This is a genomic window from Bacillus sp. LR_5 (assembly GCF_042709275.1).
In genome coordinates this window covers 1-16,879 of the sequence record NZ_JAVAXX010000015.1, presented here as the reverse complement: position 1 = coordinate 16,879, position 16,879 = coordinate 1, and the positions used below count along the sequence as shown (strand labels likewise).

The window sequence follows — 16,879 nt, the reverse complement described above, 5'->3', positions numbered from 1 at the left end:
ATTTCATTAATGACAGGGGTGGGGTTTTTGTATTACGACGTGCTGAAAACGTTTATAGCGGTAGTAGAAGAAAAAAACTTCACAAAAGCGGCGGAAAAGCTGATGATCTCCCAGCCCAGCGTCAGTCTGCATATCAAAAATCTTGAGAAAGAATTTCAAACGGCTCTCCTGAATCGGTCGCCAAAACACTTTACGACAACGCCGACAGGAGACATTTTGTATCAAAGAGCAAAGCAAATGGTATTTCTCTACGAGCAAGCAAAGGCTGAAATCTATGCGCATCATCACTATGTGAAAGGCGAATTGAAAATTGCTGCCAGCTTTACGATCGGAGAGTATATTCTTCCGCCGCTCTTGGCCCAGTTGCAAAAGCTGTATCCAGAGCTGAATCTCGATGTCATGATTGGCAATACGGAGGAGGTTAGCGAGCGTGTGCGGATGCTTCAGGCTGATATCGGACTGATTGAAGGACATACAAACGAGAATGAACTGGAAATTGAACCGTTCATGGAGGATGAAATGTGCATTGCCGCGCCGAATCAGCATCCGCTGGCCGGACGGAGAGATATTTCGATCAGCGATTTGCAAAACGAAGCATGGGTGACAAGAGAGAAAGGCTCCGGGACGAGAGAATATCTCGATCATGTGCTCAGCTCAAACGGGCTGCGGCCGAAGTCGATGTTCACCATCAGCAGCAATCAAGGTGTAAAAGAAGCGGTGATCAACGGCATGGGACTGTCGGTTTTATCCAGAAGCGTGCTGCATAAGGATTTGATTCACCGTGAAATTTCAATTCTCCATATAAAAGATTTCTCGTTAAAGCGCAAGCTGTCTTACATTCATTCTCCTCTCATGGAGAATACAAAAAACAAAGAAATTTTTATTACGATGCTGAAAAGCAATTATCAATCACAGCGGCTGAAATGATATAATAGTATTCGTTTATAAACCTAACATGAAAGGGTTTTACATAGATGGCAAACCAACCGATTGATTTACTGATGCAGCCGACATGGAGAGTCATTGACCAATCCAGTCTCGGCCCTTTATTTGATGCGAAGCAATCCTTCGCAATGGACGATACGCTGTGCATGTCCGTCGGAAAAGGCGTGTCGCCGGCGACAGCGCGCTCATGGGTTCACCACAATACAATTGTCCTTGGAATACAGGATACGCGTCTCCCGTTTTTGCAGGATGGAATCTCCTTGCTGGAAAACGAAGGATACCGTGTGATTGTACGCAATTCCGGCGGTCTTGCCGTCGTTTTGGATGAAGGCGTTTTAAATATTTCTCTCATATTCGAAGACGAAAAGAAAGGCATCGATATAGACAAAGGATATGAAGCGATGGTTGAGCTGATGAGACGGATGCTAAAACCGTACAATGCAAAGATCGAAGCCTATGAAATTGAAGGATCTTATTGTCCCGGCAGCTATGACCTTAGCATAAATGGCAAAAAATTCGCCGGCATTTCTCAAAGACGCGTTCGCGGCGGAGTTGCTGTTCAAATTTATCTCTGCGCAGATAAAAGCGGCAGTGAAAGAGCCGATTTGATCAGACGATTCTACCAAGCGGCGCTGAAGGACAAACGAAACGATAAAAAAGGCGTCTATCCCGAGATACGTCCGGAAACGATGGCGTCCTTAAGCGAGCTACTGCAAACAGACATCTCCGTACAAGACTTAATGTTCGCTTTACTGACAGAATTAAAAGCGTTAAGCACCCATCTATACTCAGCCGGACTGTCCATTGATGAGGAAATGGCATTTGAGAAAAACCTCGTCCGGATGGCTGAGCGGAATGCAAAGGTATTTGGGTGAACGTTCTTCGCATGCCAGCTGTATCGGCCGGCATGCAATTTTTATTTCAAGCGGTATTTTATCCTCAACAATCTTATTTTCAGATAAATCCTTCTTACATTCAGATAACCCTGACAAAAAGAAAAACGATAAAATGACCTCAGCATCCATATACAAAGGGGAGAGGCAGATGAGAGGGAATTTTTACAGCCTGTTTGTGCTGATCGCGGCTTTCTTCTGGGGAACCACGGGAACCGTTCAGGCGATGGCTCCAGAAAGCTCCACACCGCTGGCATTCGGAGCGTTCAGATTATTAATAGGAGGAAGCGCCATGCTGCTTGCGGTTTGGATCAGCCGGGAGCTTCACGTGAAAAATTGGTCATGGCCGCTCGTATTATCAGCTGCAGTTTGTATGGCGTGTTACCAGCCGCTGTTTTTCACAGCCGTTAAAGAAACCGGAATCGCAGTGGGGACAGTGATTGCGATCGGCAGTGCACCTATCATTGCCGGAAGCATGGAATGGGCCGTATTGAAAAAACGTCCGCGAAACTCTTGGTGGATCGCGACTGTACTGGCTTTAGCCGGTTGCTGGCTCCTGTTTTCCGACGGTTCGAATGTTCGGATTGATGTGGCTGGCGTTCTTATGGCGCTCGGAGCGGGTGCTTCTTTTGCGGGCTATACGCTCATCAGTAAAGCGATGATGAAAACCCAGCCTCCGCGAGCGACTTCAGCCGTTGTCTTTATGATCAGTGCCATCCTGCTGACGCCGCTTTTATGGCAGTCAGATATCTCGTGGATATTGACACCGAGAGGATTGGGAACGAGCCTTTACATCGGGTTAATTGCAACATGCGCCGCATACTTTTTGTTTGCGAAAGGGCTTACCGGGGTTCCGGCCTCGGCGGCGGTCACGCTGTCTTTAGCTGAACCGCTGACGGCCTCATTGCTGGGCGTGTTTTTCATAGGGGAAATGCTTTCACTTTCCTCGTGGCTCGGCATTGCACTGATGATGCTAGGGCTTCTGGTCATTTCCGCTGCGCCTCGGAAACAAAAAACGGCCGGGGCAGCTCACATGTCTTGATAGATTCACATAAGCTTGGCCTCATTTTACAAGAATAGCGGAGCCGGCTGCAAAATAATAAAATCCTCTTTTCTCAATGGAAAAGGGGATTTTGTACATGGTGAAAATCCCAAAACCAACAGCTGTTTTGGGATTTTTCTAACTTACTCTGCCATTTTTTCTAAATTGCCGTTTCGGTCCATTTTGAAGGACGGAGAGGCATGTTCATCTTCTTCAAATAAAACTAGCTTTCTGGCTCTATTCATAATTTTCACCAAGGTTTCATAATCTTCTTGGATCGTTTTTTGGTCTTTTTCAAGCTTTTGTACTTCTGCCTCAAGCTGTTCCGTTTTGCTTTGCAATTCCTGATTTTCTTTCTTTAAACGCTCATTTTCCATTTTTAATGCCGATGATTGCTCGTTATTGCCTTCGTAATTCTGCAGGAAGCGGATCACATCATTCATCGTCATCTCTGGCGCGGCTGCAGGTGTTTGGGGAGACAATAAGTGTGATAGACTAGCTAACTCTTCCTTAAAGCTTTCATCCACAAAAGGCATGTGTTCGCCTGACATGAAAGGCTGCTGCTCATTTTCAGCTGATGGTGCGTCTGTTTTAACCGGCTCCTCTGCAGCGGTTTCTTGAACGATTTCAGGATCAACCGCAGGAGGCTGATATAATAGCCTTTTTTTCGCAGGCTGCCCGTTTCCGAGCGCTCTCATCCGCTGTTTTCGCTGTTTTTTCGCAAGCTGAAGCGCTTTTTCATATTGATGGCGGACTACCGCGTTCCATCTGAATCCGCAGGCTGCAGATGTCCGGTTTAATTTATCACCGACTTCTTCAAAGGCGTTCAGCTGAGTGCTGCCCTCCCTCACATGCCGAAGCACTGTTTCGGCTAAAAGCAGATCATTTTCTTCTGACCAAGCGTCTTGTCGCTGTTTTGTCATTTATCTCAACTCCCATTTTTCTTTTCATGGTATTAGAATGTCCAGTTTGGAAAATATTTATACAAGTTGGCTGAAAGAATAGGAGATACGAAGGATGGAGCGGCTTGCAGGAACAGTCGAATCCTTGTAAAATGAAGAGTGATGTGATTTTTTTTGAAAAGCGATTTTAGGTTATTCACATAGATGAACATAGAAATGAAGGGAAGCGTACGTCATGGCTAATGAATTTCGAGTGTGTGATGATTGCCAAGCCACTAATATCAAAACATTGCTGCCGCGATTAAAAGAAGTGGACCCGGACGCAAAAGTTGAGGTAGGATGCCAATCTTATTGCGGACCCGGACGGAAAAAATCATTTGCTTTTGTGAACAATCGCCCGCTGTCAGCTCCGACAGAGGATGAGCTGATTGACAAAGTAAAAAAGAAAATAAAAAAGTAAAAACATATTTTTTATAGCCTCGGCCCTCAGGTCAGGCTTTTTTGCTTCACATAACGTGTTTTTCGTAAAGATGGAACAAATCGCCGGGCAAATTCAAGGATGTTTTCAAAGAATAGAGTCGATATAATAGAAACACGGCTAAAAAAAAGAGGGAATGACGATGGCGTATCCAAATGGAAAATTATCAGAAGAAAAAGTGTTTAAAGATCCGGTGCACCGCTATGTTCATGTTCGGGACAAGCTGATATGGGATTTGATCGGAACCCGCGAATTTCAGCGTCTCCGCAGAATTAAGCAGCTCGGCACGACGTATTTGACGTTCCACGGCGCTGAGCATAGCCGGTTCAACCATTCTCTCGGTGTCTATGAAATTGTCAGGAGAATGGTTGATGACGTCTTTAAAGGCCGCCCTGAATGGGATGACAGTGAGCGCGAACTCTGTTTGGCCGCGGCGCTGCTTCATGATCTCGGGCACGGGCCGTTCTCGCATTCATTTGAAAAAGTCTTTCACCTTGACCACGAAGATTTTACAAGAGATATCATTTTGGGGGACACAGAGGTCAATCAGGTGCTCAGAAAGGTGAGCCCGCGTTTCCCGCAGGATGTTGCTGAAGTCATTGCCAAAACATATAAAAACAAGCAAGTGGTCAGCCTGATTTCGAGTCAGATAGACGCAGACCGCATGGATTACCTGCAGCGCGACGCATATTATACGGGCGTCAGCTACGGCCATTTTGATATGGAGCGGATTCTTCGGGTGATGCGACCGCGCGAGGATCAGATCGTCATTAAAGAAAGCGGGATGCACGCTGTCGAAGACTATATCATGAGCCGCTACCAAATGTACTGGCAGGTGTATTTCCATCCTGTGACAAGAAGCGCAGAGGTTATTTTAACGAAGATTCTTCACAGGGCGAAGCAGCTGCACGATGAAGGCTATGTCTTCACTCACGCTCCGGTTCATTTCTATTCTATTTTTGAAGGGAAATTGACGCTGGAGGATTATTTGAAGCTTGATGAATCTATTATTTTGTATTACTTCCAGGCCTGGGAGGATGAAGAAGACGCGATTTTATCTGATTTGTGCCGAAGATTCATTAACCGCCAGCTGTTCCAATACGTTGAATTCAATCCGAATGAAGAAATGTCGGCTTATTTTGAGCTGACTTCATTGTTCAAAGAGGCGGGAATCGATCCGAGTTACTATTTGGTCGTCGATTCTTCTTCAGATCTGCCATACGATTTTTACCGTCCTGGAGAGGAAGAGGAGCGTCTGCCGATCCATCTCTTGACGCAAAACGGCCAAATTAAAGAGCTGTCCAGACAGTCGGCTATTGTGGAATCCATCTCCGGGAAACGTCGGACGGACCACAAGCTGTACTATCCGAAGGACCTGATTTGTGACGGCTCTGAACATCCGGAAACGAAAATGAAAATCCGGCAGCTGCTGGGACTGACATAGAAATTGGAAAGAAGGAAAAAGGAGATGTCGGGAATTTGTTGAAAGAACATGCAAAACTGATGAAGGTGTTCTCGGATTCTGGAGAAATCATCGGGCGGAAGAAGCTGCAGAAAATGATTTATATCGCAAAGAAAATGCAGTTTCCTTTCTATGAGAAATATGATTTTCACTTTTATGGACCGTATTCAGAGGAACTGACGCTCCAGATTGAAGAGCTGTGCAACCTTGGATTTCTGCATGAGGTGAAGGAAAAAAAGGGCGGCTACTTTCAATACCGTTATTCGCTGACTGAGACAGGCTCTGCATTTTTAGACCATGCTGATCTGGATATGCCGGATATCAAAGGCTATATCGACAGTGTAAACAGCCGTTCATCACGGTTTTTAGAGCTGGTTTCCACGATCCTTTACTTTGACGGGCTTGAGGCTGAGGAAAAGAAAGAAAAAGTCTTTACAATCAAAAGCAAGCAAAAATATACAAATGAAGAATATGACGAAGCGCTTCAATACATAGAAGAACTGAAGCAGATTTGTTAACCATACCAAGCAAAAGAAATGACCCGTTTCTTTTGCTTTTTTTTACAAAACAGATTGCGGTTTCAGAAAATGTATTGTAAAATATATGAAATCATAAACAATCAGTAATGTATACAGGCACTGATAAGGACATGAGATGCTTTTTCGGTTTCCAGAGAGGGAAGGACAGCTGAGATCTTCCTAACGCAGGGGAAGCAGCTTACCGCCTTTGAGCCGTATCGGGGAAATCCAGTAACTGATACCGTCATGCTGCGTTACAGCACCTCAAAGCCGATACACCATGTGTGTTGATCGGGAATTTGGGTGGAACCACGGGTGATAAACACATTCGTCCCTTCTAGAGGGATGGGTGTGTTTTTTTATGAACTAAATACATGCGATGAAAAGGACATGAATGATCATTACGGTTTTCAGAGAGGGAAGGAAAGGTGAGAGCTTCCCAGCTTAGGATGATCATTTACCGCCTTGGAGCAGCATTGGGGAACTGAAGTATCCAATGCCGTCTATGCTGCGTTACAGCACCGAGCCGACAACATAGCGTTTGTCGGGAATTTGGGTGGAACCACGGGTACATCACACACTCGTCCCTTTTAGAGGGATGGGTGTGTTTTTTTATGAATTGAATACATGCGATGAAAAGGACATGAATGATCGTTACGGTTTTCAGAGAGGGAAGGAAAGGTGGGAGCTTCCCAGCTTAGGATGATCATTTACCGCCTTGGAGCAGCATTGGGGAACTGAAGTATCCAATGCCGTCTATGCTGCGTTACAGCACCAAGCCGACAACATAGCGTTTGTCGGGAATTTGGGTGGAACCACGGGTACATCACACACTCGTCCCTAACAGCGGGACGGGTGTGTTTTTTTATATCCAACAATTATGAAGGAGTGTTTAAAAATGAGTAAACAAGTGCACATTCAGCTTCCGGACGGACAGATCAAGGAATATCCGAAAGGCATCACAATCAAAGAAGCGGCTGGTTCTATCAGTTCCAGTCTGCAAAAGAAGGCGGCTGCGGGCCAGGTCAACGGCAAGCTCGTTGATCTCAGCTTTAAGCTGGAGGAGGATGCTGAGCTTTCGATTGTCACACTTGATTCCCAAGAAGGCTTGCAGGTGCTTCGCCACACATCAGCGCACGTACTGGCTCAAGCAGTGAAACGTCTGTACGGAGAAGTGTCATTGGGGATAGGTCCAGTGATTGAAGACGGCTTCTACTATGACATGAAGCTGGAGCAAAGCTTGACATCAGGAGACTTAGAGGCCATCGAAAAAGAAATGAAGAATATTATAAATGAGAACCTTGAAATCAAACGAATTGAGGTTTCTTACGAAGAGGCTGAAGAGCTGTTTGCCAAAAAAGGCGAGCCGTTTAAGCTGGAGATTTTGAAGGATATTCCGCGCGGAGAGGATATCACGCTGTATCAGCAGGGAGAATTCGTTGACCTGTGCCGCGGGCCGCATCTTCCTTCTACAGGAATGATCAAGGCGTTCAAACTGACAAGAGTATCGGGCGCTTATTGGCGCGGAGACAGCGAAAATGAAGTCCTGCAGCGGGTGTACGGGGTTGCGTTTCATAAGAAAAAAGATCTCGATGCACATCTTCATATGCTGGAAGAAGCGGCAAAACGAGACCATCGCAAGCTGGGCAAACAATTAGAGCTGTTTATGTTTTCTGAAGAAGCGCCGGGAATGCCGTTTTATTTGCCGAAAGGGCAGATTATCCGCAATGAGCTGGAATGCTTCTCGCGTGAGCTGCAAACAAAGGCTGGCTACGAGGAGGTCCGTACGCCGTTTATGATGAATCAGCGGTTATGGGAGCAGTCAGGCCACTGGGATCATTATCGCGATAATATGTATTTTTCAGAAGTGGATGATACAAGATTCGCAATGAAGCCGATGAATTGTCCCGGCCATATGCTCATCTTTAAAAACAGCCTGTATTCGTATCGGGATTTGCCGATTCGAATGGCGGAATTCGGCCAGGTGCATCGCCATGAGTACAGCGGTGCTTTAAACGGAATGCTTCGCGTCCGGACGTTCTGCCAGGATGATGCCCATATCTTCGTTCGAGAGGATCAGATTGAGAGTGAGATCAAAGAAGCGATTCGGCTGATTGACGAGGTATATCGTACTTTTGGCTTCGAGTATTCGGTCGAACTCTCGACTCGCCCGGAGGATTCATTAGGTGATGACAGCCTTTGGGAAGCGTCGGAACGTGCCTTAGCATACGTCCTTGAGGAGCTTGGCCTGTCTTATGAGGTTAATGAAGGTGACGGGGCGTTTTACGGGCCGAAAATTGATTTTCACATAAAAGATGCCCTGAAACGAAGCCACCAATGCGCGACAATACAGCTTGATTTTCAAATGCCGGAAAAATTTGATTTATCATATATCAATGAACACAATGAAAAAGTTCGTCCTGTTGTCATACACAGAGCAATATTCGGCTCGATCGACCGGTTCTTCGGCATTTTGATCGAGCATTTCGGCGGGGCATTCCCAGTCTGGCTTGCACCGATCCAGGTTCAAATCATACCGGTTTCGCACGTTCATTTGGACTATTGCAGAAAGGTGCAGGCAGAGCTGAAGCAGCTGGGGATAAGAGCCTGCATAGATGAGCGCAATGAGAAGCTGGGCTACAAAATCAGAGAGTCGCAGGTGCAGAAAATCCCGTACGTGCTGGTGCTTGGGGATCATGAAGAGCAGGAAGGTGCGGTAAACGTCCGCCAATTCGGAGATCAGCAGAATGAACACGTTCCTTTTCAGTCGTTTAAAGATAAACTTGTCAAACAGGTGAAAAATCGCAGTATCTAGGAGAAAAGCTGTGAATTCTCATTTTGCTTTTTTGACTTTCCCTATCCGGAATCAGTAAAATAATAAGTAAATCATATCGTTCGTATGTTATGAATGCATCTCGAAATGGGGAAATCTACATGGACCATGACAAACTGGAAGCAAATTTGCTGGATCACGCACTTACAAAATACTTGAAAAGCACGAAGCAATTAGATGAAGCCACCGTTCCGAAACACGTGAATAATGTAAGAGGATTTATTCTGCGGATTATATACAGACATGGGAGCTGCACCATAAAGGATATTCTGAAGGAGGTCACACTGTCTCCCTCTGCTACAACCACTGCCCTGAATCATTTAGAACAGGAGGGGTTTATTAAGAGATCCAGAAATAACAATGACCGCCGTACTGTATGGATTACGCTTTCTGAATCGGGCCGGGGAACAGCTGAACAAATGATCGAAAACCGCCAGCAACTGATTGACAGCATGTTTGAACGTTTAACAATCGAAGAGAAAAAGACGTTCCTAGCGATTATTGGGAAGCTGGCCCAATAGGGATAGAAAGAGCCGGTGCGCGAAGCGCCGGCTTTATAGAGATTATTCCATATCGCTCAGGCGTTTGCCTGCGACGGCATAATGGTCTTTTCTCATTTCTTCTATAAATACAACAATTTTTTCTTCAGAAGCACCGGTTGTTTCCTTTACGGCTTCTGTTACTTTCTCGACAAGATTGCGTTTTTGCTCGTCTGTACGGCCTTCGAGCATTTTGACGGTTACGTATGGCATGGGTGCTGAATCCTCCTTTATCTCGTTTCCTCTCTTTAGAAAAAGAGGCTTCTTATAGTATACTGAATAAAGTAAATTCTTGCATTTTTAGAAAGAGGGATATCTCACTTGGACCGTTTTTTATATTATCCGTTATCTTTAATGCCATACCTCGTCATCACGTTAATTGTGTCGTTTACGATACATGAGCTTGCCCATGCTTATGTTGCATACAAATTCGGTGACGATACGGCGAAAAGACAAGGAAGACTGACGCTGAATCCGATTAAACACCTTGATCCGTTCGGAACCATTTTGATTTTGGTGGCCGGCTTCGGATGGGCGCGCCCTATTCCCGTCAATCGCCGCTTCTTTAAGAAACCTCGGCTTGCCGGCGTGCTTGTATCTATTGCCGGACCCGTCAGTAACCTGATTCTTGCGTTTATCGGTTTCTTTTTGTTAGTGTTGATGCATGCATACGGAATGGAGCTGCTTGCGGCATTCAGCACGGGACTTGATCAGTTCTTTTCCATTTGGATACAGCTGAATCTTGTTTTGTTTTTATTTAATCTGCTGCCGCTTCCTCCGCTCGATGGCTATCGAATAATCGAAGATCTTGTTCCGCCGGGGGTGCGTGCCAAGATGACGCAGGCGGAGAACTACGGCTTTATCGTCTTTTTGGTTCTGTTTGTGACACCGCTCGGATCTTACGTGCTTTGGCCACTGCTAAATGCCGGAAGAGATCGGATTTTACAGCTGTTTTCAGCGATATTTCAACCGCTTTTGTAGGAGGTAGAACTCATGGAAGAAAAAAAGAAAAAATCAATCGGGTTTAATATTATCAAAAGTGATCCGACAGACGGACACGGCGGTTTCGGCGTAGGGGCACTCAGCCTCGATAACATTTCCCCTGTATTCGTCGATGTAGAGGAAAAAGAAGCGTTCGTTGACATCGGTGCCATGCACGCCCGCAGCACCGTTGAAAAAGGAATTAAATTTCTGCCGAATAAAGAAGAAGTTCCAAACGGCAAACCATACTGGCTTGTGTGGGTGACGATTGACAGAAGAGAAGAGGGGCCTTATTACGCGGGCGTGACAGCTTGTGAACTGACGGTCGACAGAAGCATCAGAAGAGGCTACAAATCGCTGCCTGAGCATGTGAATCTAATGGATAAATCAATGAAACGGAAAATTATCATTGATAAAATGGACGACAGCTCGAAGCGTGTGCTCGGCGAGTTTCTGAAAAATCATGATCAGGGCCTATGGGACCGGTCCTCAGATGAATTAAAAACAGGCCTGCTTCCGGAAGACAATTAATTTGTGAACTTTCTGTGAACTTTTAGAAAATTTGAACTATTTTTCGTAAACATTGAGTAAACTGGTGATACAGAAATAGGACATGGAAAATCCCGAGCCGAAACAAGACTCGGGGTTTTTCATTTTCAAGTGTAAGATGATGTACGAAACCATTCGAGTCGGTGACTGGGAGATTAAAGCCGACGCCAAAGAAATGAGAAATCACCACTTTATCCTCGAAGGATTCCGAAACTGATTGTTCAGCTCGATTGCGTAACATTGCTTCCATCGATTATGAAGGAACCACACGAATAACCCGCCTCCGAGGAGACGGGTTATTTTCAATGATTTCGCCCCAGCCATTTGTCCCACCACTTTTTCGGTGAAGCAGGCTTCTCTTTGACTGGATGCAGGTCTTTTGTTTGTTTTGCTGGTTCTGCCCCATAGCATACGTTTGATGGCTCAGTGCCTTTCACAAAATACGTGTAGTGCTTGGCTGTGCAGCCGGGGCCGGACGTGTAGCCCGTTGCCGGATCAATGTACACGCCGGTTACGCCTTTTGGCGGTTTGAATGCAGTTTCCGGTTCTCCTTTGAGCGCATTCTCCATGAAGTCAGCCCAAATCGTTTTGGCATAGCTTTTTTCTTCGACCGAGTCGATGGTGCTGTTTTTGTCATATCCCGTCCAAACACCTGCAGCCAGCTTTGGATTGAAGCCGATCATCCAGCTGTCTGCGCTTGTGGTTCCTGATTTTCCCGCATACGTTCTTGTCAGGCGGTTGGCGATCGTCCGTCCGGTTACCGACGTATAGCCGTTTAAATCCGTATCAAACATGCCTGTCATCATACTCGCCGTGACAAAAGCGGCTTTTTCATCGAGCACTTGTTTATGCTGATTAGGGCTTTCATACAGCACATGTCCCGCTGCGTCCGTGACCCTCGAAATAAAGGTCGGTTCGATTTGCTTCCCGCCATTTGCAAGCATGGCATAGGCATTGACCATCTCAATCTGGCGCACGGGTTCGGTGCCGAGCGCCAGAGACGGCAGTGCTTGAAGCTGCGCAGTGATGCCGAATTCCTTTGCCGCCTGTACGAGCTTGTTCATGCCGAGAAAGAGATGTGTTTTCACAGCGTAAATGTTGTCGGAAAGCGCCAGCGCCTGCAGAAGCGTTATCGGTTTGTTGGCGTAGTATCCGTTATAGTTGCTTGGAGAATAGGTTTCTCCCTTTGCATCAATTTGAAACTCGGTTTCTTCGCTTTTCATCAAAGTGACTGGCGTAAATCCGCTCTGAATCGCTTTATAGTACAGCAGCGGCTTGATCGTCGAAGCGGGCTGGCGCTTCGCCTGTGTCGTCCGGTCAAACGGGCTTTTTTGATAATCCCTGCCGCCGACAAGAGCGAGAACGTTTCCTGTGCGGGGATCAATAGCTGAAAATCCGACTTGAATGTCAGAGCCGGCGTTAACCGTTTCGGTAATGGTCTCCTCGGCGATGCGCTGCATCCGTTTATCTACTGTCGTATAGACGTTTAACCCGCTTGTTTCAATTTGCTCCCTCGTCAGGCCGAGCTTTTTCTCCAGCTCTCTCATCGCATTGTCATAGAAATAAGGGGCCTTTCTCTTGGAAACTTGTTTATTCAAAGGCTGATAGGAAAGAGGTTCTTTCATCAGTTCATCCGCTTTCTTATGGCTGATCATCCGCTGCTTTTCCATCATCCGCACAATCGTTTTCTGGCGCTCCTTGGCCTTTGTTTCATTGACATACGGCGAATAGCCGGAAGGGCCTTTTGGGATACCCGCCAAAAGCGCCGCCTCCGCATCTGTCAGATTTTTCGCATGCTTGCCGAAATACAGGCGGGAAGCGGCTTCAATGCCGTAGGCGCCATGGCCGTAGTAAATCGTATTTAAATAGCCTTCCAATATCTCGTCCTTAGAATAGTTTTGTTCCAGACGGATCGTGTAGAACGCTTCATTCCATTTTCGTTTCCACGTTTTATCGTGTTCAAGATATAAGTTTCTCGCATATTGCTGGGTGATGGTGCTTGCGCCTTGAACCTTGGCAAATGCTTTCAGGTCAGCAAGCGCCGCACCGGCCATGCGTTTATAATCAAAGCCGTGATGATCGTAGAAATTCTGGTCTTCAACCGCCACTGTCGCTTTTACAATCGTCGGATTCATGTCCTTTAAGGGGACCCAATAGCGCTTTTCACCGTAATTCGTTTCCCCGAGCTTTGAGCCGTCACTCGCATACAAAATCGTGGATTGCGGCACTTGCACGGAGGGAGCGCCCTGGTATTTGGCTATCAAAATGACAGTCATAAACACAGCAGCTGCCGCTAAGGCCGCCAAAGCCCCTAAAAAGATAAAGGCGCGAACGGTTTTCAGCGTCAGTCTCAGCCGTTTATTTGTCATTGCATCCACAACGGGTTCCCCCTTTTTTTATGTTTCTACTATTATGAGAAAAAAAGATCATTTTTAAACATCGCAGAACAGGACGTATCTTTACTTTTTCCCCGCCATCCTCTATACTTTTTCCTTAGGTGAAAATGAGATTTCAACCGAGAATAAAAGCTGATAAGACGCTTACAATAAATAAATACAGCCTTGAAAGGGAGATGACAATTGAGCGAACTTTGGTACACAGAAAAGCAGACGAAAAACTTTGGCATTACAATGAAGGTTAACAAAACGTTACATACAGAACAAACGGAGTTTCAGCATTTAGAAATGGTGGAAACAGAAGAGTTCGGCAACATGCTGTTTTTGGACGGCATGGTGATGACATCTGAAAAAGACGAATTCGTTTATCACGAAATGGTAGCGCATGTCCCATTATTTACGCATCCTAATCCGGAGCACGTTCTTGTAGTCGGCGGCGGTGACGGCGGCGTCATCAGAGAAATCCTGAAGCATCCGAGCGTGAAAAAAGCGACACTAGTTGATATTGACGGCAAGGTCATCGAATACTCTAAAAAGTTCCTTCCTTCTATCGCAGGAAAACTGGATGATCCGCGCGTTGACGTGCAGGTGGATGACGGATTTATGCACATTGCGAAATCTGAAAATCAATATGACGTGATCATGGTAGATTCAACTGAACCTGTCGGACCAGCTGTAAATCTGTTTACAAAAGGATTCTACGCGGGAATCGCGAAGGCGCTGAAAGAAGACGGTATTTTCGTCGCTCAGACGGACAACCCATGGTTTACACCGGAATTAATCACAAATGTACAGCGAGACGTGAAGGAAATCTTCCCGATTACGAAGCTGTATACGGCGAACATTCCGACATACCCAAGCGGTTTGTGGACATTTACGATCGGTTCGAAAAAATATGATCCACTTGCAGTAGAAGATAGCCGTTTCTTTGAAATCGATACGAAATATTACACAAAAGATATTCATAAAGCGGCCTTTGTTCTGCCGAAATTTGTGAGTGACCTGATTAAATAATGTTGGTATGGCGCAGGAGCGAATCTTGCGCTTTTTTACAGGAAAGCGAGGGTATTATAGATGAGATTTGATGAAGCTTATTCAGGAAAAGTATTTATTGCGAGCCGTCCCGAGTGGGAGGAGGCGGACGCCATCCTTTACGGCATGCCGATGGACTGGACGGTCAGCTATCGCCCGGGCTCACGCTTTGGCCCAAGCAGAATCCGCGAGGTGTCAATCGGCCTTGAAGAGTACAGCCCGTATTTAGACCGTGATCTGGCCGATCTGAACTTCTTTGATGCCGGCGACATTCCGCTGCCGTTCGGAAATCCGCAGCGAAGCCTTGATATGATTGAGGAATATGTGGACAGTATTTTAGAAAAAGGGAAGTTCCCAATGGGCATGGGCGGGGAGCACCTCGTATCATGGCCTGTCATTAAAGCAATGCACAAGAAATACCCAGACCTTGCGATTATCCATTTTGATGCACATACAGATCTTCGCGTTGACTATGAGGGAGAACCGCTTTCTCACTCCACGCCGATCCGCAAAGCGGCAGAATTGATCGGACCGCAAAATGTGTATTCATTCGGAATCCGTTCCGGCATGAAAGAAGAGTTTGAATGGGCGAAGGAAAACGGCATGCACATCTCAAAATTTGAAGTGCTTGAACCGCTGAAAGAAGTGCTTCCGAAGCTTGCGGGCCGTCCGGTATATGTCACAATCGACATTGACGTATTAGACCCTGCACACGCACCGGGAACGGGCACCGTTGACGCCGGGGGCATCACGTCTAAAGAACTGCTTGCGTCCGTTCATGAAATCGCGCGTTCAGAAGTAAACGTGAAGGGCGCTGATTTAGTGGAAGTCGCACCGGTGTATGACCACTCAGAACAAACGGCAAACACAGCCAGCAAAATCATCCGTGAAATGCTGCTTGGGTTTGTGAAATAAGAAGGTAGGCCCGTGTTGACTGGTATAAGCCATTCAGTACGGGCTTGTTTTATTTTTTTCAATCTTAATAGGTGCTTAAAGTGGAATGAATTAAGGAGATAAGAGGTTTTGAATTATTATGATTTTCAATGAAAATTATTGAAGCGGTGTTGGCAATCATCATATCAATATAGATGAAAATTAAATTGAAAGATATTGAATTCTATAATTTAACTTTTCAGGAGAGAAGGAAGAGAATATAAAAATACAATTCAGGAAATATGAATTGATTTCCTGAATTGTAATACAAGATTAATTAAGTGGGAATTTATATGTTATCCTTTTATTTGATTTGTTTATCAAGGAATAATAAACAAATAATTTAGAGGTTGTGGGATCAAAATTTTTATAGTTAAAGTTTACGTCTTTGCCTTTTGTCATTTTCAAACCGACATAGCCTCGTATAGTTTTCCCAGCAGGAATTGAAGTATTGAATTGATACTTTTCTGGAAGATCTAAATTATACGCCATTAAATTGTAATAGTGATCAAAGCCACCAAAAAAAAGATATTTCATTCCATCAGGTGAGAGCTGTTCCAGCGTTATTTCGTGCTTGGATGTATTTGTTATATCCAGCGGCAAAATGTATAACAATCTTTTCATATTAAGATCCTCATCCATAAATTCAATTGGTTTTAATGGTTTGAGAACATGATAAGTAATCCCGGCACCCGTATCGATCATACGATTTTTCGGAAGGTTTGTGATATGAGGAGAGTAATTATCATTATGATTATTCAGTTTATAATAACGAAAACTACTACCAGCAACAATAATTAAAAAAATGGTTATTAACAATATTGCTCGTTTATTCATTATCCTCACCCAGTCTACCATTGCTAATATGTATAACTCTGTCTACAATATTATTTTCAGTCAGGGTTTCATCATGACTTGCAACGACTATTGTAGTTCCCTTTTCTTTTTCTTTTTTCAATAAATCAGTGATTAGCTGAATTCCTTTTTTGTCGAGTGCGTTAGTCGGTTCATCTAAAAGCAGCAGTGATGGAGACTCCATTAGTGCTTGTGCTAGGCCTAAACGTTGCTTCATTCCTAAGGAATAACGTTTTACCTTACGTTTGTCTTCAGGATCTAATCCTACTTGCTCTATCATTTTTCGGATCTCTTGGTCTGAAACTTTCTTATTAATTGAAGCTAAGAATTTCAAGTTTTGATAACCGGTATAGACAGGTATAAAACTGGGATATTCAATTAATATCCCAGTATTTCTAGAAAAATCTGTATCTTTTCCTATAACGAGATTATTGACAATAATTTGCCCTTTGGTTAATTTTAAAAGCCCTGCGATTGCTCTTAAAATCATTGTTTTTCCAGAGCCATTATGTCCTTTTAAT

Annotated in this window: 17 protein-coding genes, 1 pseudogene and 2 other annotated features; of the genes and pseudogenes, 13 read left to right on the top strand and 5 right to left on the bottom strand. The window is 45.0% G+C overall.

Going from position 1 to position 16,879, the window contains the following annotated elements:
* The first annotated feature begins 27 nt into the window (after positions 1-27).
* The 3 genes from cysL to RAC86_RS05460 all read left to right on the top strand — a co-directional run bounded on the left by cysL (position 28) and on the right by RAC86_RS05460 (position 2,880).
* Positions 28-927: a cysJI operon transcriptional regulator CysL gene (cysL, locus tag RAC86_RS05470; protein WP_014115575.1), complete on the top strand. Its 900-nt coding sequence runs from the start codon at positions 28-30 to the stop codon at positions 925-927.
* 47 nt (positions 928-974) lie between these two features.
* On the top strand, positions 975-1,820 hold the full coding sequence (gene ywfL / locus RAC86_RS05465; RefSeq protein WP_014115574.1) for an octanoyl-[GcvH]:protein N-octanoyltransferase: 846 nt from the start codon (positions 975-977) through the stop codon (positions 1,818-1,820).
* A 169-nt stretch (positions 1,821-1,989) separates the two neighbouring features.
* Complete coding sequence (locus RAC86_RS05460) at positions 1,990-2,880, top strand: carboxylate/amino acid/amine transporter (protein ID WP_072565442.1); 891 nt, start codon at positions 1,990-1,992, stop codon at positions 2,878-2,880.
* Between the two features lie 143 nt (positions 2,881-3,023).
* Here RAC86_RS05460 and rsfA read toward each other — a convergent pair whose 3' ends face one another.
* A complete protein-coding gene (gene rsfA / locus RAC86_RS05455) occupies positions 3,024-3,803 on the bottom strand; it encodes a prespore-specific transcription regulator RsfA (protein ID WP_014115572.1) in 780 nt (259 codons plus the stop codon).
* Positions 3,804-4,017: 214 nt separating this feature from the next.
* On the opposite strand from rsfA, the gene RAC86_RS05450 reads away from it, so the two are divergent.
* The 6 genes and pseudogenes from RAC86_RS05450 to RAC86_RS05425 all read left to right on the top strand — a co-directional run bounded on the left by RAC86_RS05450 (position 4,018) and on the right by RAC86_RS05425 (position 9,594).
* Positions 4,018-4,242: a YuzB family protein gene (locus tag RAC86_RS05450; protein ID WP_003222050.1), complete on the top strand. Its 225-nt coding sequence runs from the start codon at positions 4,018-4,020 to the stop codon at positions 4,240-4,242.
* Between the two features lie 160 nt (positions 4,243-4,402).
* A complete protein-coding gene (locus tag RAC86_RS05445) occupies positions 4,403-5,704 on the top strand; it encodes an HD domain-containing protein (protein ID WP_014115571.1) in 1,302 nt (433 codons plus the stop codon).
* A gap of 35 nt (positions 5,705-5,739) precedes the next feature.
* Complete coding sequence (locus tag RAC86_RS05440) at positions 5,740-6,240, top strand: YwgA family protein (RefSeq protein WP_003222046.1); 501 nt, start codon at positions 5,740-5,742, stop codon at positions 6,238-6,240.
* Between the two features lie 141 nt (positions 6,241-6,381).
* Positions 6,382-6,531 (top strand): annotated as a pseudogene (locus RAC86_RS05435) (hypothetical protein); the annotation flags it as partial.
* Positions 6,532-6,610: 79 nt separating this feature from the next.
* Positions 6,611-6,832: a binding site (T-box leader), on the top strand.
* 31 nt (positions 6,833-6,863) lie between these two features.
* Positions 6,864-7,085, top strand: a binding site (T-box leader).
* A 53-nt stretch (positions 7,086-7,138) separates the two neighbouring features.
* Positions 7,139-9,055, top strand: coding sequence for a threonine--tRNA ligase (gene thrS / locus RAC86_RS05430; protein ID WP_072565441.1), 1,917 nt, complete (start codon positions 7,139-7,141; stop codon positions 9,053-9,055).
* 119 nt (positions 9,056-9,174) lie between these two features.
* Positions 9,175-9,594 (top strand): MarR family transcriptional regulator, encoded by a 420-nt coding sequence (locus RAC86_RS05425; protein ID WP_014115567.1) that lies wholly within the window; start codon positions 9,175-9,177, stop codon positions 9,592-9,594.
* A 42-nt stretch (positions 9,595-9,636) separates the two neighbouring features.
* Here the strand turns inward: RAC86_RS05425 and RAC86_RS05420 are convergent, their stop codons facing one another.
* The gene (locus RAC86_RS05420) at positions 9,637-9,825 is read right to left on the bottom strand and encodes a 2-hydroxymuconate tautomerase (protein WP_003222038.1); all 189 of its coding nucleotides are present in this window, start codon (positions 9,823-9,825) and stop codon (positions 9,637-9,639) included.
* Positions 9,826-9,933: 108 nt separating this feature from the next.
* Here RAC86_RS05420 and RAC86_RS05415 point away from each other — a divergent pair, with 108 nt between their 5' ends.
* A complete protein-coding gene (locus RAC86_RS05415; protein WP_072182346.1) occupies positions 9,934-10,593 on the top strand; it encodes a site-2 protease family protein in 660 nt (219 codons plus the stop codon).
* Positions 10,594-10,605: 12 nt separating this feature from the next.
* The gene (locus tag RAC86_RS05410; RefSeq protein ID WP_003222033.1) at positions 10,606-11,124 is read left to right on the top strand and encodes a YwhD family protein; all 519 of its coding nucleotides are present in this window, start codon (positions 10,606-10,608) and stop codon (positions 11,122-11,124) included.
* Between the two features lie 320 nt (positions 11,125-11,444).
* Here RAC86_RS05410 and RAC86_RS05405 read toward each other — a convergent pair whose 3' ends face one another.
* On the bottom strand, positions 11,445-13,520 hold the full coding sequence (locus RAC86_RS05405) for a transglycosylase domain-containing protein (protein ID WP_072565440.1): 2,076 nt from the start codon (positions 13,518-13,520) through the stop codon (positions 11,445-11,447).
* Positions 13,521-13,721: 201 nt separating this feature from the next.
* On the opposite strand from RAC86_RS05405, the gene speE reads away from it, so the two are divergent.
* Together speE and speB are read left to right on the top strand one after the other, a co-directional pair.
* Positions 13,722-14,552, top strand: coding sequence for a spermidine synthase (speE, locus tag RAC86_RS05400; RefSeq protein ID WP_003222027.1), 831 nt, complete (start codon positions 13,722-13,724; stop codon positions 14,550-14,552).
* Between the two features lie 60 nt (positions 14,553-14,612).
* Positions 14,613-15,485: an agmatinase gene (gene speB, locus RAC86_RS05395; RefSeq protein ID WP_014115562.1), complete on the top strand. Its 873-nt coding sequence runs from the start codon at positions 14,613-14,615 to the stop codon at positions 15,483-15,485.
* Between the two features lie 291 nt (positions 15,486-15,776).
* Here the strand turns inward: speB and RAC86_RS05390 are convergent, their stop codons facing one another.
* Both RAC86_RS05390 and RAC86_RS05385 read right to left on the bottom strand, forming a co-directional pair.
* Positions 15,777-16,340, bottom strand: coding sequence for a hypothetical protein (locus RAC86_RS05390; protein ID WP_015483840.1), 564 nt, complete (start codon positions 16,338-16,340; stop codon positions 15,777-15,779).
* Positions 16,333-16,879: ATP-binding cassette domain-containing protein (locus RAC86_RS05385; protein WP_377885427.1), on the bottom strand; the 547-nt coding region annotated here is incomplete at its 5' end. The genes RAC86_RS05390 and RAC86_RS05385, both read right to left, overlap by 8 nt.